Annotated in this window: 13 protein-coding genes and 1 riboswitch; of the genes, 2 read left to right on the top strand and 11 right to left on the bottom strand. The window is 34.4% G+C overall.

Annotated elements, in window-relative coordinates:
* Positions 1-67: 67 nt before the first annotated feature.
* The 4 genes from HMPREF2576_RS01395 to lpdA all read right to left on the bottom strand — a co-directional run bounded on the left by HMPREF2576_RS01395 (position 68) and on the right by lpdA (position 4817).
* On the bottom strand, positions 68-1345 hold the full coding sequence (locus tag HMPREF2576_RS01395; protein WP_001830479.1) for a dihydrolipoamide acetyltransferase family protein: 1278 nt from the start codon (positions 1343-1345) through the stop codon (positions 68-70).
* A 13-nt stretch (positions 1346-1358) separates the two neighbouring features.
* Positions 1359-2399, bottom strand: coding sequence for an alpha-ketoacid dehydrogenase subunit beta (locus HMPREF2576_RS01390; RefSeq protein ID WP_001830482.1), 1041 nt, complete (start codon positions 2397-2399; stop codon positions 1359-1361).
* A gap of 70 nt (positions 2400-2469) precedes the next feature.
* On the bottom strand, positions 2470-3423 hold the full coding sequence (locus tag HMPREF2576_RS01385; protein ID WP_002469257.1) for a thiamine pyrophosphate-dependent dehydrogenase E1 component subunit alpha: 954 nt from the start codon (positions 3421-3423) through the stop codon (positions 2470-2472).
* A gap of 41 nt (positions 3424-3464) precedes the next feature.
* Positions 3465-4817, bottom strand: a complete 1353-nt coding sequence (gene lpdA, locus HMPREF2576_RS01380) for a dihydrolipoyl dehydrogenase (RefSeq protein WP_002469274.1) — start codon at positions 4815-4817, stop codon at positions 3465-3467.
* 324 nt (positions 4818-5141) lie between these two features.
* Between lpdA and HMPREF2576_RS01375 the strand changes: the two genes are divergently transcribed.
* Together HMPREF2576_RS01375 and HMPREF2576_RS01370 are read left to right on the top strand one after the other, a co-directional pair.
* Positions 5142-6560, top strand: coding sequence for an anion permease (locus tag HMPREF2576_RS01375; protein WP_002470546.1), 1419 nt, complete (start codon positions 5142-5144; stop codon positions 6558-6560).
* Positions 6561-6719: 159 nt separating this feature from the next.
* A riboswitch (TPP riboswitch) is annotated at positions 6720-6821 on the top strand.
* Between the two features lie 55 nt (positions 6822-6876).
* Positions 6877-7788 (top strand): ABC transporter substrate-binding protein, encoded by a 912-nt coding sequence (locus HMPREF2576_RS01370; protein WP_002467639.1) that lies wholly within the window; start codon positions 6877-6879, stop codon positions 7786-7788.
* Between the two features lie 107 nt (positions 7789-7895).
* Here HMPREF2576_RS01370 and rarD read toward each other — a convergent pair whose 3' ends face one another.
* From rarD to ausA, 7 genes are all read right to left on the bottom strand, one after another.
* Entirely contained in the window at positions 7896-8798 is a 903-nt protein-coding gene (gene rarD / locus HMPREF2576_RS01365) for an EamA family transporter RarD (protein WP_002458084.1), read from the bottom strand.
* 134 nt (positions 8799-8932) lie between these two features.
* Positions 8933-9430, bottom strand: coding sequence for a MepB family protein (locus HMPREF2576_RS01360; RefSeq protein ID WP_001830560.1), 498 nt, complete (start codon positions 9428-9430; stop codon positions 8933-8935).
* A gap of 94 nt (positions 9431-9524) precedes the next feature.
* Positions 9525-11228: an ABC-ATPase domain-containing protein gene (locus HMPREF2576_RS01355; RefSeq protein WP_002470532.1), complete on the bottom strand. Its 1704-nt coding sequence runs from the start codon at positions 11226-11228 to the stop codon at positions 9525-9527.
* 154 nt (positions 11229-11382) lie between these two features.
* On the bottom strand, positions 11383-12723 hold the full coding sequence (locus HMPREF2576_RS01350; RefSeq protein WP_001830529.1) for a glucose transporter GlcP: 1341 nt from the start codon (positions 12721-12723) through the stop codon (positions 11383-11385).
* A gap of 278 nt (positions 12724-13001) precedes the next feature.
* On the bottom strand, positions 13002-15188 hold the full coding sequence (lip, locus tag HMPREF2576_RS01345; RefSeq protein WP_001832578.1) for a YSIRK-targeted triacylglycerol lipase: 2187 nt from the start codon (positions 15186-15188) through the stop codon (positions 13002-13004).
* Between the two features lie 370 nt (positions 15189-15558).
* Entirely contained in the window at positions 15559-16182 is a 624-nt protein-coding gene (ausB, locus tag HMPREF2576_RS01340) for an aureusimine biosynthesis 4'-phosphopantetheinyl transferase AusB (protein ID WP_021298965.1), read from the bottom strand.
* Positions 16183-16191: 9 nt separating this feature from the next.
* Entirely contained in the window at positions 16192-23355 is a 7164-nt protein-coding gene (gene ausA / locus HMPREF2576_RS01335) for an aureusimine non-ribosomal peptide synthetase AusA (protein WP_002500323.1), read from the bottom strand.
* Between the last annotated feature and the right edge of the window lie 97 nt (positions 23356-23452).

The raw sequence follows: 23452 nt of genomic DNA, 5'->3' as shown, positions 1-23452 counted from the left end.
TTATGAAAACTCATTTACTGGCTATTTTGCTAGGGAATTATGTCCCAGCCTCATTCATTGTCACTACCTATAACATTAATAAATAAGGGTTTTCGATATATTTAGCTAGTACTTTAAGAAAATCGGCCGCACCTGCACCATCTAAAATTTGATGATCAAATGTCAAGCTTAAAGGAATTTTTGAAACTTGTTTAATGTTATCCGCTTCTAGCACGACTTCTTTAGTTAAAGCACCAACGCCTAGAATACCTGTTTCACCTAAATTTAAAATTGGTGTAAAGTATTCTATACCACTAGCACCCATATTAGTAATTGTAAATGTTGCTCCCTCTAATTGTACTGCTCCTGTGTTTCCTTCCCGAACAGCCTCAGCCGATGATTTAATTTCATGGGCTAAAGTGCCGATACTTTTTGTATCTGCATGATTAATCACTGGCACCATAAGGCCTTCATCTAGAGACGTTGCGATTCCTAAATGAACATCTTCATACTCAGTTAACTCGCCTTGTTCATAGCGAGCATTCATTGCCCCATATTCTTTAAGTGCAAGCACTACTGCTTTAGCTAATAATGTAGTAACAGTTAATTTAACATCTTGATCTGCTTGTTTAAGTTCCGTAGCTAATCTGTCTTTGAAATCTAGCAAGCGATCCGCATCAACCTTACGATGTAATGTTAATTGAGCAGTACTATTAAGACTTTGTCTCATGTTTTGAGCAATACGTTGACGCATAGGATTCAATCCTTCACCAATCGCACTTGTATCCACAGTCTGTGTTGGAACATGACTTGTATCTTCATTAGATGTCGTATCACTAGCATAGTCGTACCCATTTGCTTCAACACGTTGAATATCTAGTTTTGTAATACGATGATTACCGCCTGTGCCTTTTATCTTGTTAATGTCTAATCCTTTATCCTCAGCCATATTACGTGCGAGGGGTGAGATAAAGATTCTTTCTCGTGCTGCGCTTTTAGGCGAATTATCTTTATTATCGGAAGACTGTTGTGATGTATCTTTAACTTCTTGCGTTTCCTTCTCATGCTCGTTGTCTTCTTTTACTTTTTCTGATGCTAAATCATCTTCATCTTTATCAATAGCTTCCCCTTCTTCTCCAATTATACCTAATACCGCTTTAACCTCTGCATCTTCTCCGGCTTGCACTTTAATTTCTAACAATGTCCCACTCGCCGGCGCTTCAACATCGTTGGTTAATTTTTCAGAGCTTATTGTAACAATACTCTCTCCTTGTTTTACGGTGTCACCCTCTGATTTAAACCACTCTTCAACAGTTCCCTCTTTCATTGTCATTCCAAGCTTTGGCATAATAATATTTTCACTCATTGTGATACACCTCCTATGCGTTAGCCTTTTTTAAATCATCAATTAATTCAGATGCAATGTCTAATACCTTATCAGCATTCGGCATATATGCCGCCTCTAAGTTCGCTGCAAATGGTACAGGAGTGTCTGGTGCGGTCACTTTCTTAATTGGACCATCTAAGTAATCAAATCCTACATCTCCAATCACTGAAGCAACGTCTCCAGCAATGTTACACTGTGGATTAGATTCGTCAATAACAATTAGGCGACCCGTTTTCTTCACAGAATCTAAAACTGTTTCTTGATCCCATGGTGACACTGAGCGTAAATCGATGACCTCAACTGATACTTGGTCTTCTGCAAGTTTTTCAGCAGTTTCTTCCGCTACAGCTACCATTTTTCCAATAGCCACAATTGTTAAATCGTCACCTTCACGCGTCACATTGGCTTTACCAATTTCTATAGTATAAGGTTCTTCAGGAACATTACCTTTTTGTCCTAATAATGTTTTATCTTCTGAAAAGACAACAAGATTGTCCTCTTGAATAGCTGACATCAGTAGACCCTTCGCATCATATGGATTAGATGGAACAACAACTTTAACTCCTGGAATTGCTGCAAACATATTATATAAAGACTGAGAGTGCTGTGCAGCAGCGCTTGCCCCTGCTCCATGAACAGTACGTACAACTAGTGGGATTTTGGCTTTTCCACCAAACATATATCTCATTTTTGCCCCTTGATTTAAAATTGGATCTAAACCAAATCCAATAAAGTCGTTGAACATGAGTTCAGCAATTGGACGTAGCCCTGTCGCAGCAGCTCCTACTGCCGTGCTCAATGTAATGTGTTCAGCAATTGGTGTATCGATTACACGTTTACGACTATATTTTTTTGCAAGTCCTTTTGTTACACCAAATACACCACCGAATGTATCGTCATCTTTGATGTGGTCTACTTTTGCACCACCTGAGACATCAGTACCAATTAAAATGACATCCTCATCTTTTTCCATAGATTGGTCAATAGCTTCATTAATAGCCCCCATAAATGTTAACTTGCGTTCTTCACTCATCGTAAAAACCTCCTTATGTGGTTAGGTCATTTGTTCTTATATCTTTTAATAAATATTCCAATCTTCTGATTTAAGCAAAAACATCCTTGTATAATGAATCCTCATCTGGTAATTCGCTTTCTTCAGCAAATTTCACAGCATCTTCTACAGCTTGTTCAGCTGCTTTTTCTATTTCATCTGCTTCTTTTTCAGTGAGCCAATTTTCTTCAATTGCTCTTTTTCTAAATTCTACTGTCGCATTTTTATCTGCGTTACGATCATCTGGTGATTTTACTTTTTGCTCATCACCTTCAAAATGTCCATATTTACGATACGTATCACATTCAATTAACGTTGGTCCTTCACCTTTTTTAGCGCGTTCTACAGCCTCTTGTGTTGCTTTATATACTTCCATAACATCCATGCCATCAACACGTACACCCGGCATATTATAAGCCGCAGCACGCTCTGCAATTGTTTCAGAAGCACTTGCGTAGTCATGTGTTGTTCCTTCAGCAAATTGGTTATTTTCACATATAAAAAGAACAGGTAAATCTAAAATTGAAGCAAAATTAAGACCTTCATGGAAATTACCTTCATTTGCAGCACCATCACCAAAGAAACATACCGCAACATTATCTTTACCTTGATTAATGATAGAAATACTTGCACCAATTGCTAACCCAAAACCACCACTGACAATACCATTCGCACCGAGCATTCCTTTGTCAATTTCTGCAACATGCATTGAGCCACCTTTACCGTGACCTAATCCGTCACGTTTACCCATAATTTCTGCCATCATACCATTTAAATCGCATCCTTTTGCAATCGCATGACCATGACCACGGTGTGTACTTGTAATATAGTCATCATCATTTAATTGAGACATAACACCTGTTGCAACAGCTTCTTCACCTACATATAAGTGTACGAATCCTGGAATTCTACCATCACTAAAAATTTTGTGTACCTTTTCTTCAAAAAATCGAATTTCGTTCATCGTTTTATAAATCCAATGTGCTTGTTCTTTTTCCATTTTCATTGTCAATTCCTCCTATCTTTCATAGGTCATAAAGTTTAAAACTACATATGAATTGCAGAATCAAAAAATGCATCTGCACTCTCACCTATTGCTTCTAATAAAGCCGGGTGTGGTTGAATAATTTGAGAAAGTTCATGAATCGTACCCTCTGATGCTTTGACACTTAAAAGTTCTCCAATTATATCTGTAGCATGTGGTCCTACAATAAAAGCACCAAGAACCTCTCCATACTTTTTATCAACGACAAGTTTAATAAATCCTTCATTTTCTCCTTTGATTAACGCCTTTGCATTCCCTTGAAATGCTGATTGAGTCACTTTCACATCATAACCAGCCTCTTTAGCTTGCTCTTCTGATAACCCAACTGATGCTGCTTCAAGTCTTGTGTATATACAACGCGTAATATCTTCTTGACGCACAAGTGACGGCTGTTTGTTCATTATTGTTTCGACAACATGAATGCCATGCGCACTTGCTGCATGTGCAAGTTGATATCCTTTAATTAAATCTCCTATAGCATAGACATGTTTTTGACTCGTTTCATAATGTTCATTGACTTTAAAGAATTTACCATCCATTTCCAAATTTAAATCTTTTGCAACTTGCGTATTCGGTTGTCTACCTGTTGCAACAAGAAGGGTATCAAAGCTAACATCATCTTGCCCATCTAATATTATTTTCGATTCCTTTACTTGTTTTATCTTTGCTTTCGTCAGTATCTTAATACCTTGATTATCTAAATGTGCTTTTAACATTTCTCTAGTTTCGTTGATTTCAGTTAATAAAATGTCATCTGCAACTTCTATTATCGTAACTCTAACCCCAAGATCAGCCATTGAGGATGCGAGTTCTGTTGCAATCACACCCCCACCGATAACCGCTAACTGTTTTGGTAGCTTCTCTAAATCGAAAAATGTATCGGTTGTTTCATAATTGACTTGATCTAACCCATCAATTGGTGGAATGAACGGCTGACTGCCAGTTGCTAAAATTATATCTTTCGCTTGATACGTTTCATTGTTAACGTCCACTTTTAAGTTTTTAGAAATTCGTGCTTCCCCTTCAATATAAGTAACTTTATTTTTCTTTAACAACTGCTTCACGCCACCCGTAAGTGTTTGTACAACTTTCTTTTTTCGTTGGACAAATTGAGTAAAATCAATTTTTAAGTCTTTCGTTGTGATTCCCCAATCGTTTGCAACTCGTATGCTGTGTGCTTTCTCGCCGTGTTCTAACAACGTTTTAGAGGGGATGCAACCTACATTTAAGCACGTGCCTCCAGCATTATTTTTTTCAATGACTGCAACATTTTTACCAAGTTGCGCACCACGTATTGCAGCTACATAGCCACCAGGTCCAGCTCCTATTACGATTAAGTCATATGATTTACTCATATAATAAATGCCTCCTTTCACCAATAGTACGTTGTGCCATCCCAATTTCATTTGCATGAGGAATAAGAAATTTTACATTTGTAAGCGCTTTCTTATTCCTTCGATTCCATTCTACTTCAAGTATTTTGAGTTTTCAAACAATTGTATGTTGTTAATTATTAATACTTTATAAACTTTATAAATTACTGTTTATCTAACTCTTAAACTGATTTAAAAAAGTAATGATGTTTGAACGTTGTACGATTATAAAAAGACCTGTACATCAGCGTGTGATAAGACTATGATTAAAATGTAAAAAAGATTTAGGTAAAGGAAGATGGTGTCGTGGGAAGTACTGTTAAATATCGTAAGTTTATTCTACCTATTGTCGTTGGTTTAATTATCTGGGCATTGACGCCTATTAAACCAGATGCCTTAAATGATCAAGCTTGGTTTATGTTTGCTATTTTTGTGTCAACCATCATTGCTTGTATTACCCAACCTATGACTATAGGTGCAGTATCAATCATTGGTTTTACAATCATGATTTTGGTTGGAATTGTTGATACAAAAACTGCCGTTCAAGGCTTCGGTAATAGTAGTATTTGGCTTATTGCAATGGCCTTTTTCATTTCAAGAGGATTTGTAAAAACAGGGCTAGGTCGACGTATTGCTCTGCAATTCGTTAAATTATTTGGAAAGAAAACGCTTGGTTTGGCTTATTCACTTGTTGGTGTTGATCTTATCTTAGCTCCTGCTACGCCAAGTAATACAGCACGTGCTGGTGGTATTATGTTTCCAATCATTAAGTCCTTGTCAGAGTCATTTGGTTCATCGCCGAGAGATGGTTCTGAGAGAAAAATGGGTGCGTTTTTAATCTTTACTGAGTTCCAAGGTAATTTAATTACTTCAGCTATGTTTTTAACAGCTATGGCCGGTAACCCTATAGCGCAAAGTTTAGCTGAAAAAACGGCACACGTTCAAATTACATGGATGAATTGGTTTGTTGCTGCTATTATACCCGGATTGATTTCTCTCATCGTTGTCCCTTTCATTATTTATAAATTATACCCACCAACTGTTAAAGAAACGCCTAACGCTAAAAAATGGGCTACTGAACAACTAGAAGAAATGGGACATATGTCTATAGCCGAAAAATTGATGGTTGGTATCTTTATCATAGCATTGGCTTTGTGGGTATTAGGAAGCTTCATTAATGTTGATGCCACGCTCACTGCATTTATTGCTTTAGCATTGTTACTATTAACAGGTGTATTAGCGTGGTCAGATATTTTAAATGAAACAGGCGCATGGAATACACTCGTTTGGTTCTCAGTTCTTGTATTAATGGCAGAACAATTAAACAAGTTAGGCTTTATCCCATGGTTAAGCAAACTCATTGCTCAAGGTTTAAATGGCTTTAGTTGGCCTATCGTTTTAGTTTTACTCATCTTGTTTTATTTCTACTCACATTATTTATTCGCAAGTGCAACAGCACATGTCAGCGCCATGTACGCCGCGTTACTCGGTGTTGCAGTCGCTTCGGGTGCACCGCCATTATTCAGTGCATTAATGTTAGGGTTCTTTGGTAACTTACTGGCATCAACAACACACTATAGTAGTGGACCAGCGCCCATATTATACGCAGCTGGCTATGTTACACAAAAGCGCTGGTGGACTATGAATATTGTACTTGGTATAGTCTATTTTATTATTTGGATTGGTGTAGGTTCACTATGGATGAAACTCATAGGTATGATGTAAAGTTAGAATTTTAATTAAACTTCAGTTCATCAAATATATTGTAAGCTAACGTTTGAAACGTTAGCTTATTTTTTTGCATCTTACTCCCAAGATTAATATTTACTATATTCATTTTGCTTTTTATTCAATTCAACTATGTTATTCTGTACATAGATTAACTAGTATCACTAGGGGTGCAATTCAATTTGCTGAGAGAAAGTCTACTTTCAACCCTTGAACCTGTTGGTTAGCACCGGCGTAGGAAAGTGAGCAATATTGATAACTGTTTCTTCATTCACTTTTTTACGCAATAATTAAATGGATGGAGGAATTTTTTATGGACAAATTAACAGTAGGTTTAGAATGGTTTTTAAATCCTGATCATATGCCGTTAATCTTAGGTATCGAAAAAGGTTGGTTTAAAGAAGAATCATTAGAAATTGAGATGATTGAACCAAAGGAACACTTTGACGCACTAGACGAGATTGAAAATGGTTCAATGGATATCGCGATTACTGAACCTATTCATCTGGTTCAAGATAGAGCTAAAGAACAAAACGTCATCGGGTTTGCGAGATATCTTCACACTAACGGAGGTATTATGTATAACAAAGATAAAAATATCGCTCGCCCCAAAGATTTAATCGGTAAACGGCTTCAATATCCTGGCGCTCCCGGTCCAGGTGGTATTGCCATGGCTAAAACGATGATTGAAGCTGATGGTGGCACATATAAAGAGGGTGACATCACACCAGTTAATCATAGCTTTTATCATACTGATGCACTTTTAACTGATAAAGCTGATGCTGCTACACTCATTTTCGAAAATTTTGAAATTCTTGAAGCTAGAAATCAAGGACTTAATGTAGATTATTTTCCACTTAAAAATTATAATGTACCCGATTTTTGTCAACTCATTTTCATTACTACACCTGAAGTATTAAATACGAGTGAGGTCAAACTTAAAAAGTTTCTGAAAGTCATTCAAAAGGCCATTCATTACATCAATCATCATTTAGAAAGTGCAATTGAAATTTACTCAACGTATACTCAAACTGATATCTCTAACCAATTAAACAAAGATACAATTGAAGCAACAGCTAAATGTTTTACAAATGATTTGTCTATGAGTTCCGACTACTACAATGATTTACAGTTGTGGCTTAAAGAAGTCAATGATATTAAAGACACGATTAACCCAACTTTATATTTTACAAATCAACTACTATTCAGTCGATATACAAAATAAAAAATATACCTTCACTCTATTTAAACGTTAATGTACACATCAATAGTTAGAATCAATATCTAATTTAGAGAATGTACATCAAATAAAGTGAAGGTATATTTATTTTACTATTTTACAACTGGGTTTTTCTTAATTTGAACATATTGAGAAATACTATATAACACAATACCTATCCATATAAAAATAAAGGTAATCAATTGATCAGTGTTAAATGGCTCTTTAAAGACAAAGATACCTAAGATAAACATGATTGTCGGCCCTACATACTGAATGAAGCCAGTTAACGATAATGGAATTCGCTTAGCACCTGCTGAGAACAGAATCAATGGTATTGCTGTAATTGCACCTGAAAATAGTAGCCAAAATGATGATATATTTAATCCAAATGTTATGTGTTGTTGCTGCCATAGGTAAATAACATAGATTAAACCGGCTGGTGCAGTAACAATACATTCAATAGTGATGCTACTTATCGCATCGATATGCACAATCTTTTTTAATAAACCATATATACCAAAAGAAAATGCTAATAGAAGTGAAATAAATGGAAATTCACCGATTTTTATTGTCATATAAAGTACGCCTACTAGTGCAAAGATGATGGCTAACCATTCGAATTTATTAAATCTCTCTTTTAAAAATATAAGCGCCAAGACGATACTCACTAGTGGGTTAATGTAGTAACCTAAGCTAGATTGTAGCACGTGACCATTAGATACTGCCCAAATAAATGTCCCCCAATTCACTGTAATAACATACCCCGCAACTATGATGGCAATAAGTTGCACGGGATGCGATACCAACTGATTAACATCTCTAAAAAAAGCGTTCCGTTGATTTTTTCCTATAATGAGCACAAAAATCATAAATATCACTGAAAAAATAATACGGAATGCCAAAATTTCAAAAGCGCCTATTTCATCAATTAAACGCCAATATATGGGTAAAATCCCCCATAAAATATAAGCACCTAAAGCTAAAAATATTCCTTTTTTATACTCCGAAGACACCATTAACCCTCCCTCAATATAAATGATTAAAAAATGAGACTCATTCCAACTCATTGACAGTTATGTAATCAAATTTACTAATAAAACAGCAATATTTACACATATCTGTTTGTGTACAGCTTTTGATTTTATAATCAATCTTCATTAAAATAAGCACGTTTAATACTTGGTACATCAATTGTTTGAGACATATCTATAAAGTATTGTTTTTGCCACTCTTGTGTCTTGTGAGCGACACGATTTAAATCTTTCTCCCATGTAGGATACACTCGAAAAGCCATTTTCCCTTTAGATGCATGATTTCTTAAAATACCTTTATGAAAAAGTACATGTTTTGGAAAAATAAACTGACCTACTTGAGAATCATCCATCACGTGTACAATTAATTTCCCAGGAAATGACTCATAGTCAAATGCTCGATTTTTCTTTGTTTTATCTTTTTCCCAAAGCGATAAAAAATATCCTTTTTTCTTTGTTGTTTTCTTAGCTAACCTACTTTTAAATACGTAGCCATTAATATTAAAATTGTATGCCTCATAAGATTGATTCCACTGTTCATCTCTTATAATTAATGATTGTTGTAAGTTCATTATCTTTATGATGTGATTCAACAATCGAACTGAAGACTTCATCTTCATACTCCCCTTTACTTTTAGTCTCAAAGTTCAATACATCGACGCAAACTCTGAAATACTTTTATAATAAATATTTAAAATGGGCATATATTTATTCCCTTTGCTTTATTTTTAATCTACGATATCGATTAAGTGTCGCAATAAACTCCTGCTTTCTAGGTAGCGCTAAATGACCAGGATGCCCCTGATGATTTGATATAACATCTAATCCGTGTTTCTCAATCCGTTGATACAAACTATTGGTCAATTCTACAATCGTACTTTTGTCATCTAGCAATTCATTTTTTACATAACTTAACATCATCGCTAAACCTTGTGTTTGACTGTCATCGACAAGTTGTTCTAAGCCAGAAATATGAATAGTTTCCTTACCATACGTTACTACATTCAATCCTTTAGCTTTAAAGCGATCACGTTTCCCTTTTTGATTAAAACTCGCTCTCAACGGAATTCTTGATGGAATGTGACCGAACTGATAGTGAGAAGAAAGCCTTCTTTGATAACCGTCTGACTGCGCAATGTCTTTAGCATGTTGCGTAACATCTTTCAACACATATTCATCCATCATCAATACTTGATCTGCCACGTCAAAATAATCTCCCGAACCTCCAACGATTAGAATAGTCGACACGTTATGGTCGTCATATAATGCTTTTACCTTATTAGAAAAGGGGGTAATCGGCTCTTTTTCGGGAGCAATTAAACGTTGCATACGACCATCACGAATCATGAAATTCGTTGCAGATGTATCTTCATCAATGAGTAACAATGATGCTTGTGATTCTAAAGCTTCCATGACATTTGCAGCTTGAGACGTACTACCACTCGCATTTTCAGTTGAAAAATGTGTAGTATCTCTTTCACCTGGCAAATGATCAATAAATGGCTGGATATTAACATTTTGAATACTTCTTCCGTCTTCAGCACGAATTTTCATTGCATCTTGATTTGTGATCACATATTCTCTACCATCACCAGCAATATGATTATATACACCTCGTTCTAACGCTTCAAGTAATGTTGATTTACCATGATAACCGCCTCCAACTATTAGTGTAATGCCTTTAGGAATACCCATACCCTTAATAACTTTGCCACTCGATAGTTTCATTACAATCTCATATTGTTTAGGACTTTTAAATTCAATAGCGTTATTCATAGGGAGATCTGAAACACCACTTTTTCTTGGTAAAATAGCACCATTTGCTACAAATGCAACAAGGTCACGTTTTACTAACTGTTGTCTAATCTCCTCTTGATCTATCATTAATTCAACTTGTTGTTCCAATTGTGAAACATTAATGTTGCGATAACATAAGGCATGTTCTACTATTTGAGGTAATACATTAATAAGTGTATGTCTTGCTATTCTACCTAATATGGTACGTCCTCGTGCTGGTAATCCAACTTCAATACGTGCCTCAATTTGACGATTCTTAATTACTACTGCGGTACGCTCTAAAATTTCTTGGCCACAACTATCAATTTGAATTTTACTTACTTTTTTATCTTGGGCTACTATTGATTGAATCTGCTTATGAAACACGCGCGTTAAGTAATCACTCACAGCCCGTTGTTTCAGTTCAGAATTTAATAAAGAATCAGGAAATTTTGCTTGTTGGCGATCTATAACAACACTCATCTTAGATGGTGGCGCAAATGGATCAGCTTGGATATGGTCAATACGTAGTTTAAATAAATTAAATTCGTATAGGTCTTTTATTTGCTTATACGCACCGTACTTTTGACCGTCTAACGATGTTAAAGTCTGTTCAAGTGCTTGGGCACTTTTCATATTTTCAACCTCCAACGTTCATATATCATTACTATTATTCTTGTGCCTATTATCAAGTGTACTAAACGTTGACATTCCTACAAAAATATTTGAACTAAAAAATACTCCAAATTTTCAACTATACATTGAAAATTTGAAGTACTTCACATTGTAATTATTCAGTTCTTGCTCCTGTACGTTCACGTAATTCATATTCTATTTCTTCTAAACTACGTCCGCGTGTTTCTGGTAAGAATTTAATTACGAAAATCATCGCTAAAACACCTATGAATGCAAAGATTAAAAATACCCATTCTGTACTTAATGCATCACTTAATATTGGGAAGAACAATGACACGATAAGCGTTCCGATATTTAGCACAAGCGCTGAAATGCCCGTAGCAGCGCCACGTGCGCGCATCGGGAATAATTCAGGTAGCATAACCCATAGAACAGGTCCCCAAGAAATCCCAAAGAATACAATAAATAATGATAAACAAACAATAATAATCCACGCTGATGAAGCAATTCCAATTGTCCAAATTAAGATTGCCATAATTAATAATGAGGCAATCATACCAATATTACCACCAACAAGTAGTTTTTTACGATCAATCTTATCTACTACAAAAATGGCAACTATTGTTACAAGAACATTAATAGTTCCTATACCAACTGAACCTAATATAGACGCCGCTTCACCCAGTCCAGCCTTAGCAAAGATTGAAGATGAATAGAAAATGACTGCATTGATACCAATAAATTGCTGGAAAATAGCAAATATACAACCTACAATTAATATTCTACCTAACCATGGTGATTTAATGACTGTCCATGTAGATTCAGAGATAGCGTTAATTTCTTTCATCTCTTTAAGTTCTTTATCAATTTCGCTATCGTCATAAGTAATCTTCATCACTTGACGAGCGGCTTCTTCGTTTCTATTTTCAAGTAACCATCTTGGACTCTCAGGCATAAAATAAATACCCACAAGTAAAATAACCGATGGAACAACTGCTAATCCTAGCATCCAACGCCAACCCTCAATATCCGCAAATGCATAGTTGACTAAATATGCTGCTAAAATACCAATTGTAATCATTAGTTGATTAAGTGAACCTAGTGAGCCACGATATTCTGTCGGTGCCATTTCACTTAAATAAACAGGTACCGTAGACATCGAACCACCCACTGCTAAACCAATAATTAAACGTCCAATAATTAATAATGCTAAATTGGTTGATGCAGCAAGAATCAGTGCCCCAATAATAAATACAATAGCGATGAGCATTACTAGACGTCGACGACCTAATTTATCAGCAAGTGGCCCACTGCTTCCCGCACCGACTATTGCGCCAATTAACATTGAAGACACAACGATACCCTCAGTTGTACTATTGAGAGGTATGTCTTTATGTATAAATAATAAAGCACCGGAAATCACACCATTATCATAACCATATAATAAGCCACCAAGTGCTCCCAAAATAAAGATTAAATACTTATTTGCTTTCATTCGTATCATTCCTTTTTCTATAGCTAGACTAATTATAATGCCTTTATGAAAGCGTTTCAACATAATTTTATTAACATTTACTTATTAATACTTGATTTGATATTCAAATCAAGTATTAATAAATATCATCATATTGCTTAAATTATCTATATCAATGACTTCACTAATCATAGCAATTTAAATATAATCATTGATTCTAGTAATACATATATAAAACACCCTATCCGCTCACAATTTCTATCGACCGGATAAGGTGCCTTTGATTTTTCTTTATTTAATTATTGTTTATCTGTCACTTTTTCATTACGTACCATATCTTCAAACATGTTGTCCCAGAAATCTTCTAATTCTTCTTTAGAGATACGAACTTCTGATGTATCTGTACCAACGAAGTCACCATGGTCCCAATTATGTTTAACTGGTGTCACTTGCCATACTCCTTTTTGAACTTGATCTGTCGCAGACGTATGCGCTTGGTTCAATGGATATTGCCCAGAGATGACAGACACTAGTCCATCGTTTTCTCTCCACGCTTTGTCTTTTACTTTACCAATCGTATTTGCAGTTAATGTATAGCCTATGTTCATATTGACATCTGCTTTTTGAGTACCATTTGGACCTGGTCTTGTAGATTCACCCTGATATGTTTTGTAAACAATATTGGGGTTTAAGGATGTTTTTTGATTTAAGATATCTGTACCCTCAGTAGTTAAATCATAAAATCCATTATCTTTTGTTGTCCATAATTTACTTTGTTTCACACGTTGAATATATTGAGCTAATGTTTCGTCTTCTCTTTGTTTAAGTCCCCATTGACTTAAACCAACATCAACATGAGATAATTTATTACCTTTTGACCTTGCATAGTCATATGCTACTTGTCTAATAATTTCTTCATTACCTAATAAATCTGCAGCATGGGTGCCATTATGTGGTGTGGCAATAGTAGTAATAGACGATATCATATTATCTTGTCCACCTTTATATAACGGAGAAATGTCACCACCATGTTGTTTCTGGTATTCTACCTCTTCTGGACTACCATGTCGTAATAACTCTTCAAGATAACGAATTGTTTGACCACCCATACTATGCCCAATGAGATGAATTTTTTGACCAGGCTTCCAATCCTTATAAGCGCCGGCGTATGTTTTTCCGTAACGCTCGTGTCCATATTTTGCCGCATGTGCCGCACCATAGTCTACACGTCCACCTTTAATGTAATAGTACAATTCTACAGCTCTATCATAATTACTGCCAAATGCACTTACACTTGCTTCCATCACGTTATAACCTTTAGCTCTATAATCTTGAATAATTTTGAGACGGTTACCACCCCAATAGTTACCTTTTCCTGTAACGGGACCAGTTCCTGATGCATAACCATTAAAGCCGTGTACAAGAATAATAGGATCATGATTTTTATATTCTTTTTGTGATGCTACTTTATTTGTTTGATCCTTCAATTCTTTGGATGCCTCTGTTGTCGCAGTATTTCTTGTTGTTGCCTGAGAGTTTTTAGTGAGTGCTTTAATCCCTTTTCTAGAATCATCTTTTTCATTTTCAGGAGATTCTTTTGTGGAAAGATCTTTGTCTATGTCATCCACTTTAAGTTCTTTATCTGATGATGTTGTTGGCTTTTCTTGATTTAAATGTTTATCTCCACGATTATTTCGTGTAACACCTCCATCTTTTGCTGTTATATGCTGTTCTGAAACGTTCTCAGATGCAGTCCCCTCATCCGATTGCGTTGCATCTTTATTGTATTGATTATCTAATTTTCCATCTATTCTTGAAGATTTTTGAGCCTTTTCGATGTTCGATTGTTGGACTTTAATTTTTTCTTGAGATTTTTCTTGGTCTATATTTTGATTTTCTTGTTGAGCATTTTTTACATCTTTACTTTGTAACTGCTTTTGCTCGTTTGTAATCTCCTGTTCACGTGATTCTTTCATTTTTGTTTGTTCAGATGTTGTTTTATCATCTTGTTGGGGTTGTACTAGGCTCTTTGCATTTTCATTCTTTCTAGTTTCTTCTTTTTTTGCATTTATACTTTTCGTTGTATGTTCCGCTACTTTTTTAGGGTTTTGTTGATCATTATTTGGCATAGATGTCTGAGGTTGATTGGATTGACTATCAATTTGTTTGTCTTCATTAGATTTAACGTCAGTACTAGGTGTCTCATGATATGAGTAGCCATTGTTATGTATAGTTGGAGTCTTATCAATTGTTTCTGAATGGTTAGTTTTATTATCTTTATTCTCAGTTTGTTGAGTTTCTTGATTTTTGTGTTGCATCTCAATAGAATGTGATGCACTTACTTCTGATTGTTCTTGATTTTCAAGGTGATTGGATTCAGCAGCATGTACTGAGCCTCCGCCAATAAATAACATCGATGCAACAATGATTGAAGACGCACCTACACTTAACTTTCGAATGCTATATGAATTCTTTTTATTTTTCATGTTTAAAGCACCTCTATCTTTTTTATATCATTTATAACTGTGACTTAAATGAAAAGATTAATAATTTCGCGTGGGATAATTTCTAAAATTCTTTGAATCCAAGCTTTCATCAATAAACTCCTCTCTTTTAGTTGAATGATTTAACAATTTATGAGAACAACACCAATTTTACACAATGAATATTAACCTATTATTAATTTCTTTTTACAACTATATAAATAACAATAAAATATGTACTTAAATTTAAACTTTTAAATACACACATATGCACCATCTCGATATCAATTAGTCAATCGTACAACCTTTAAAGTTTAAAAAGACACTCAAACGATTTTCATATCGCTTAAGCGTCTTTTGTAAATTTACACCATTATAATAATTGTGTGAGCGGCACCACTTCAAAGTTCAAACTATGTTTACTCATATGACATATTTGAATGAGTCTTTTAAAATAATCTACTGAGGTAAATTGGACATGTTTTTTTAAAAATCTCAAATTTTGCGTCACATCATAGCAGTCTAAACCATTCATCAATCCCTCACCGATGAGTTTTGTATAACTTTCTTTCTTAGTCCAAATTTCATAAAAATCTTTAAGTGTAGTCACTTGGTTAAATTCATTTGTTGTAAAATTCTTCGCCAAATATTTATAATCCAAGTCTTTCATTTCTTCGATATCAATACCAATAGGCTGATTATCTATTATACAAACGATATAAGGATAACTATACGAAATACTCACGTATATATGACAAGAACTTCGTATCTCTACTTTACCCATAGTTGTGATGTGATACTCCCATTCTTTAGGAGTTAATCCAGCACATTGTTCAATAGCATACTGAATCAATGCATCACCTAATTGGTGCATAAGTCGATCCTTTAAAAATCTATAGTGTATTCGTTCTGGCTTTTTCAACTGACGAGAACTTCTATTCAAAAGCAATTCTACTTCCTCTAAAGTTTCTGTCATCTTAGTCACATACAAATACATGATTCACCTCTAGTTGGCATCAAATTTTTCAAACAATAAATGGTACCACTGCTGCAACCATTGGTAAGAAAGATGTGGCCACTCACCTTGTAATTCTTTCATTACTGTTTGAGTCATATTTGAATCTGTCACACCTGAAATTTGATTATCTCCATTACTATTAAGACCAATCAATTCATGCATACCTAATTCATGTAATTTCTGTTCAAACTCACTATCACTTACTACAGTCATTTCTGACCCTTTGGCATTGTCAATTACTTGTTTCATAGTTATTGAACATGGTGCGTATACATGATAAATAATAGGTATTGCATTGGATCTTGCCAATTTAATAATATGGCGCGCTGTGACATCGATAAATGAAAATTCAACTTTAGCTTTCGATATACTTTCTCCTATAAACGGCATTTTTAATAAATCATGCATGACAATACTAAAACGATTAGTTGTTAAATTTTTCATATTTAATGGTCCAGTAGAAGCACTTGTCAGATTTCCTAATCTTATAATCTGAGCTGCTAAACCTTCATTAACCGCTTCTAACACTTTAATCTCGCTATAAAACTTACTTTTAGTGTATGGTGATGTAAATAACTGGCCTTTATATAAATCTTTTTCAGAAAATGTAATATCGTCTTGATGTACTTCAAATACCGTACCCACACTTATCGTTGATATATAGATTAATTTCGCTTTTTTATCCTTAGCTAAATCAATTAATGCTTGTGTACTTCTTACATTGACATCGAAAAATGTTTCATCATCGCCAAAGTGATCTGTACGAGCTCCAGCATGAATAATTGTATCAATGGCTGAATCGATAATGAGATGGTCAAGTTCTGATAAATCCGCTAAAATAATATCAATGTGCTTCATTAATTTATCCACATGAGCCGTATCAAAATAACAATTTAAATTATTTTCCAAGTTAGTTTTAGCTTGATTGATATCATGACCTCTGACAATACATGTAATTTGATCAGCATCATCTTGCATTTCATCAATTAAATATGCGCCTAGGAACCCTGTTGCACCAGTTAGCAATACATGACCTAGAGATGATTGCGTTAGGTGTTGTGATTTTAGTTGGTATCGTCTTTCAACCAAAGATTGTAATTGTGGTAGATGATCTGGTAATACTACTTCTGGTAGTGCTTGGCGTTTTTCTGTGTGATTAGCTATATAACGAACAGTTTTAAATTGATATACATCTTGCATTGTAATGTGTATGCCATTTGATTTTAGTTTTGATACTACCACCATAGCATCTAGTGATGTACCACCCATTTCAAAGAAGTCATCATCTATACTCATAGACGATACGTCCAACACTCCGCTAACGATTTGTGCTATTTCTCGTTCGATATTATTACGTGGTGCAACAAATTTATTTTTGTGTACATTAGGTACAGGTAATCTTGACTCATCCACCTTATCATTTCCTGTTAATGGAATTTCGCTAATAGCTGTTAATGTCTTAGGAATCATGTATTTAGGCAAATATTGATTTAAATGTTGTGAAATATGATTTTCGTCTTCTTGACTTCCAACATAATAAGCATGCAGCACTTCACGCTCACCCTGTTTAGCTAAAATAACAACGCTATCTGTAACAGTATCTACTGAATTAATGATATTTTCAATTTCACCTAGTTCAATGCGATAGCCATGTACTTTAACTTGCTTGTCTATTCTACCAAGAAATTCTATTTGCCCATCTGGCATCAATCGTGCTAAATCACCACTTCGATAAAGTTGTCCTGGCCCAAAAGGATTATTTATAAATTTTTCAGCAGAAAGTTCGGGTCTGTTTAAATATCCTGAAGTTAAACTTTCTCCTGCAATACATAATTCACCTGGAATACCAACGCCACATAGTTTACCGCCTGACATAATAAAAATATCAACATTAGCTAACGGTTTCCCAATCGGAATAGTCGATGGTATGGCGTCACCTTTTTCGTATATCCAACAAGATGTGATAACTGTATTTTCAGAAGGCCCATAGGCATTAACGTACATATCACAATGCTTAGAAATATGTTGAACAAATGCTGGAGTACTTGTCGCACCTCCTGTAATCACTTTAGGAATATAGAAATGATGCATCACATTATATACCTGTAGTGGAATAGATGCGATGGTGATATTTTCTTGTGAAATTAACTTTTCTAATAAATCTGTATTGGTCCGCTCAACTGATGTTGCAATGACAAGCGGATATCCATTTAATAAACTACAGTAGAAATCAGTTGCTGAAGCATCGAACACATAATTAGCGTACTGCAGATAAACTTCATCATCGGATAAATTGAGTCTTTTTGTCCAAGCACATACTAAATTTAATATATTACGTTGTTTCACTGATACTGCTTTAGGCTTTCCTGTTGTTCCAGATGTATAAATATGATACATATCATCTTCCAAATTCCCTGCATATTCTATATTTAACCTTTTATTATTTTCAGTGTTATCAATATCTTCAATTTTAATTACTGGTATATGTGAGGATATTGTTTTTCCATATGTGAGCACTGCTGCGACTTCAGCGTCTTCAATAATAAATTCAATGCGTTTATTGGGATAAGTGACGTCAATAGGTACATAAGAACCTCCAACTTTTAATACAGCAATCATACTAGCAACCATTTCAAAACTTCGTTCAGTTAAAAGGGCTACACGTTCCCCTTTTTGAATTCCATTTTGTATCAATGTTTGAGCCATACTATTAGAATAATCATCAAGTTCTTGATACGTCATCGATTGTCCATTCATTTTAAGTGCTACATCATCTGCTTTCGCTTTCATGACATCATGTAAAAGTTGCTGTATTGACTTATTTTTTGGCAAGTCTAAAGAACAATCATTCACATGCTTGTCCAACCAAATTAATAAGTCATCATTTTCATCAATATCTTGAATTTTTAGGTTTTCGGTAGATATTACATGTTTAATAATCATTTGAAGTTGTTCAGCAATATGATGAATGGTCTCTTGTTTATATAAATCTGTATTATATTCAATATTGATGACATAGTCATCTTGATCTTCTTCAATAATAAATGACAAATCAAATTTAGCTGTTGTTGACTGAGGTGGAATATGTGTCAATTGACTATGTCCAAAATTCGCATGATTTGTTTCATTATTTTGAAGTACGAGCATCACATCAAATAACGGATTATGTGAAGCATCTCTTTCATCAACAAGATCATTGACTAAGCTTTCAAAAGGATATTCTTGATGTTCATATGCCCCTAGACACATTTCTTTCATCTCAGCCATCAATTGATCCCATGTCTTTTGATCATGAGGTCGACCACGATATACAAGTGTATTAGCAAACATACCTAACATATTTTCAGTATCGCGATGGGTACGCGCACTGATTACACTACCAATAGCGATATCGTCCTGACGTGTATATTTGTGCAATAATACCATGATTGCACTAGCAAAGAACATAAAGTCTGTCACTTGATGTTGTTCTACATAAGATTTCAATTGCTGTTTGATTTGACGATTGTAATGAAATGTCAACATATTACCGTTGGTTGTTTTAATACTTGGTCTAGGATAATCCGTAGGCATATTTAATATTGGAACCTGATTTTCAAATTGTTGTAACCAAAAGTGACGTTGTTTAGATAAGTCTCTGTGCACCATCCACTCACTATAATCTTTATACTGAAGCTTAAGTTCAGGTAATGATTTATCTTGGTATAAAGCGTTCAAATCAGATAGTAAAATCGTGTTACTCATACCATCATTAATACTATGATGAGTATCCATAAATAAATAATCTTGTTGTGGTCCATGTATATATTTAACTCGCATCTGACTTGGTTGTTCTAAATCAAACGGTTCCATAAATGATTGAATAATATCTTGCTCATTCGTTAGAGATGTCGTTACCTCTTCAAAATCAGGTGAAACATGTGTCGCAATACGTTGTTTAACTTCATTGTCATCAATTACATATTGTGTTCGTAATATTTCATGACGTTCAATCAACTTAGATAATGCACGTTGCAATTGCATAACATTAAGTTCAGAAGATAATCTCCATAAGAATGGAATGTTATACACTGTGTCTTTAGGATTGACCTTCCATAAAAGATACATACTTTTTTGAGACGCACTTAAATCATATTGATACGATTCATTTGCTTTGGGAATCACTTCATAGACATCATTTTGCAGTTCTTCAATTTGTTGTCCAAGTTGCTCTACAGTAGGCGATTTCATTAAATCACCTACTTTAAGACGTTTTTTTAACCTTTCTTCGATACGGTTTACAACTAATGTTGCTCTAAGAGAGTGTCCACCTAGTTCAAAGAAATTATCTTTAACACCTACCTGATCAACATGTAAAATCTCTTCGAAAATACGGCAAACGGTACGTTCAATATCATTACGTGGTTCTACATAATTTCTATTATTCTTTAGATTAATTTCAGGTAATGAACGCACATCTAATTTCCCATTCATCGTGATAGGTATACGATCCACCTTCATAAAATGCACAGGTACCATATATTCAGGTAATGTTTCACTTAAAATATCTTTTAATTGACCTGTTGATTTTAATTGCGATGCTTCATAATATGCCACTATTTGTTTATCTTGGTCTTGCTCTCGAACGATGACTACAGCTTTATTAATATCACGTATAGCTTCTAATGCTTTTTCAATTTCTGATAATTCTATTCTAAAACCGCGTATTTTAACTTGCTTATCGATACGACTAATATAATCAATATAGCCATCTTCTTGAAGACGAACTAAATCACCGCTTCGATAAAGCATTTCATTGTTAAAAGGTGACTGAATAAAACGTTCAGCAGTAAGTTTAGGTTGATTTAAATAACCTTTTGCTAAACCTGCACCACCAATGCACAATTCACCTGGAACACCTACGCCACAAATACGATTACCTTGCATGACATAAACTGTCGTTCCACTAATAGGTAAACCAATAGGTATACGTGAAGGCATCTCTTGTGGAATCGCAAAAGTTGTAGTAAATGTTGTATTCTCTGTCGGTCCATAACCATTGATTATTTGAGGATGACACTCACGCGAATTTAATAAGTGAACCCATTTAGCATTTAACACTTCCCCACCAATAAGCAAATAAGTTAAAGATTCTAGTGCTTCGATACGTTCGCTAGCAATTTGATTAAATAAAGATGACGTTAACCACATCGTGTTGACTTTATTTTCAGTAATAGCTTGATCTAACAATTGAGGATTTAACAACGTATCTTTAGATGTAATGACTAACCGTCCACCATTCAATAATGGACCATATATTTCAAAGGTTGCTGCATCAAAAGCTACTGTTCCTGATAATAAGACGGTTGTATTTTCGTTCAATTCGACATAATTTGGATTGTGTACTAAGCGATCAATTCCTCTATGTGGCACCAGTGTCCCTTTAGGTTTACCAGTCGTTCCTGATGTATAGATGACATAAGCGATATCTTCTGAACAATTAATGCCTCTCGGGTTATCAATATCATGTTCTCTTGAATCAACTATCAATTCTATATCCATTTGAGGTAAACCTGATTGAAATGATGTACGATATGTTACAACCGCTTTAGGTTTTGCGTCCTCAATAATATAATTCATTCTTTCTTCAGGATAATCCGGATCAATTGGTATGTAGCCTGCACCAGCTTTCAAGATCCCTAACATTCCAATAATCATTTCTAAGCTGCGTTCTGCTATTAATGCCACCATATCATTAGGTTCAATCTGATGATTTAAACGCAATCTATATGCTAAAAGATTCGCACATTGATTTAATTGATGATATGTCATCGATCGTTGTTCATATTGCAACGCAATACTATCGGGATGTTGGTGCACTTGACGTTCGAATCTTTCAACCACGGTTTTATAAGTGACCTCACTATAATTAATGTCATTGTTTTGATTATTGATGTCATTATATTTAGCTAAATCTGAGCGATCACTGAGTTTTATATCTTTAATTAATAATGATGGATTTTGTGTAATTTGCATATAAATCCCATTAATTAATTTGACTAACGTATGTACAGTTAAATCATCATAAACGTTGTCATTATAAACTATATCAAAACCATCCTGCACATGAGGATAAAACTCTAAATCCGCGAATGATGATGCTTCATTGTATAGACGATGTATATGATGACATATATGATTAAGCTCAAATTGTTCTTGTACTTTTTCAATATGAATCATCGTTTCTACATCTGTTTGTACTGCTTTAGGTTGAACAACAAAAGACGCACCACACATTTGAAGCTCTTCAAGTAGCGCGGAACACTCATCTACCATATCTTTTACGACGTCACTTTGACTAATACTTAAATTAAGTGGGGCAATGTCTGTGTTTAAAACCATCATATTCTCAGTATTTTTATTATCTATCGAAAAATGGATGCCTAACGTCACATCAGAAGATTGACTTATAAAATGATGCGCTAAGTAAATACTTACAATCCACACATCAATGTCTAAAGATGGTAGTTCTGCATGCAAAGAACACATTTTTTTCTTTTCACATGTATTCTTAACAGGTATGTAAGCGTAATTATCACCGTCTGCATTCAATACGTTGAAGTGCTTTGATGGACACACAACTTGATTTTGATCCATCTTTTGATTCATTTCTTTAATCCAATTATAAAAATCCGAGATACTATATTCACTTTTTAAAGAGTGGGTATAGGCGATATTTAATTGTTGTAAAAATGGAGTTAATTGACTTTCATTAAAAATAGTAGCATGGAAATCTAAAAGTAAGTAGGCGTCATCTAGAAATTGATATATCTTAAAATTAAACAGAGGTAATTGATTGAAATGGTAGGAATTTAAATTACGTGTAAAGAATGCTTCTAAATCTATGCTTTGCGACATTTCATTAACTTCTTTAATTTCAATAAATGGAAAAAAATCTCTTAAATTTATCTTGAGTTGATTAAAATCATCTGTCACAAACTGTGTACGCAACACAGGTTGATTTTGAACGACATCTACTAATGCATACATTAATCTATGTAACTCAATGTCGCGACTTAACTTTACCCAGTATGTCACCCTGTGTTCTGAACTTGATTGATTTAAATGTTTAAAATAAAAATATTTTTGAAAATATAGTGCTTCAATATTCATTAGAGTCCTTCTTTCATATTCATTCCCATAATAACTCATAAACAACTTACATCATATTTTCTAGCCATGATTTATATTAGTATATTCTCACTATAGA

The organism is Staphylococcus sp. HMSC063F05 (assembly GCF_001837075.1).
Taxonomy (GTDB): Bacteria; Bacillota; Bacilli; order Staphylococcales; family Staphylococcaceae; genus Staphylococcus; species Staphylococcus epidermidis.
Note: the sequence above shows the minus strand (reverse complement) of the source record. Positions and strands in the feature narration are given on the sequence as shown.

Bases quoted from the DNA above. Each gene is read 5' to 3' on its own strand.
- HMPREF2576_RS01350 (WP_001830529.1), bottom strand. From the start codon at position 12,723: ATGAAAGCAAATAAGTATTTAATCTTTATTTTGGGAGCACTTGGTGGC.
- ausA (WP_002500323.1), bottom strand. From the start codon at position 23,355: ATGAATATTGAAGCACTATATTTTCAAAAATATTTTTATTTTAAACAT.
- ausB (WP_021298965.1), bottom strand. From the start codon at position 16,182: ATGTATTTGTATGTGACTAAGATGACAGAAACTTTAGAGGAAGTAGAA.
- HMPREF2576_RS01355 (WP_002470532.1), bottom strand. From the start codon at position 11,228: ATGAAAAGTGCCCAAGCACTTGAACAGACTTTAACATCGTTAGACGGT.
- HMPREF2576_RS01390 (WP_001830482.1), bottom strand. From the start codon at position 2,399: ATGAGTGAAGAACGCAAGTTAACATTTATGGGGGCTATTAATGAAGCT.
- HMPREF2576_RS01370 (WP_002467639.1), top strand. From the start codon at position 6,877: ATGGACAAATTAACAGTAGGTTTAGAATGGTTTTTAAATCCTGATCAT.
- HMPREF2576_RS01385 (WP_002469257.1), bottom strand. From the start codon at position 3,423: ATGAAAATGGAAAAAGAACAAGCACATTGGATTTATAAAACGATGAAC.
- HMPREF2576_RS01395 (WP_001830479.1), bottom strand. From the start codon at position 1,345: ATGAGTGAAAATATTATTATGCCAAAGCTTGGAATGACAATGAAAGAG.
- lpdA (WP_002469274.1), bottom strand. From the start codon at position 4,817: ATGAGTAAATCATATGACTTAATCGTAATAGGAGCTGGACCTGGTGGC.
- HMPREF2576_RS01360 (WP_001830560.1), bottom strand. From the start codon at position 9,430: ATGAAGTCTTCAGTTCGATTGTTGAATCACATCATAAAGATAATGAAC.
- lip (WP_001832578.1), bottom strand. From the start codon at position 15,188: ATGAAAAATAAAAAGAATTCATATAGCATTCGAAAGTTAAGTGTAGGT.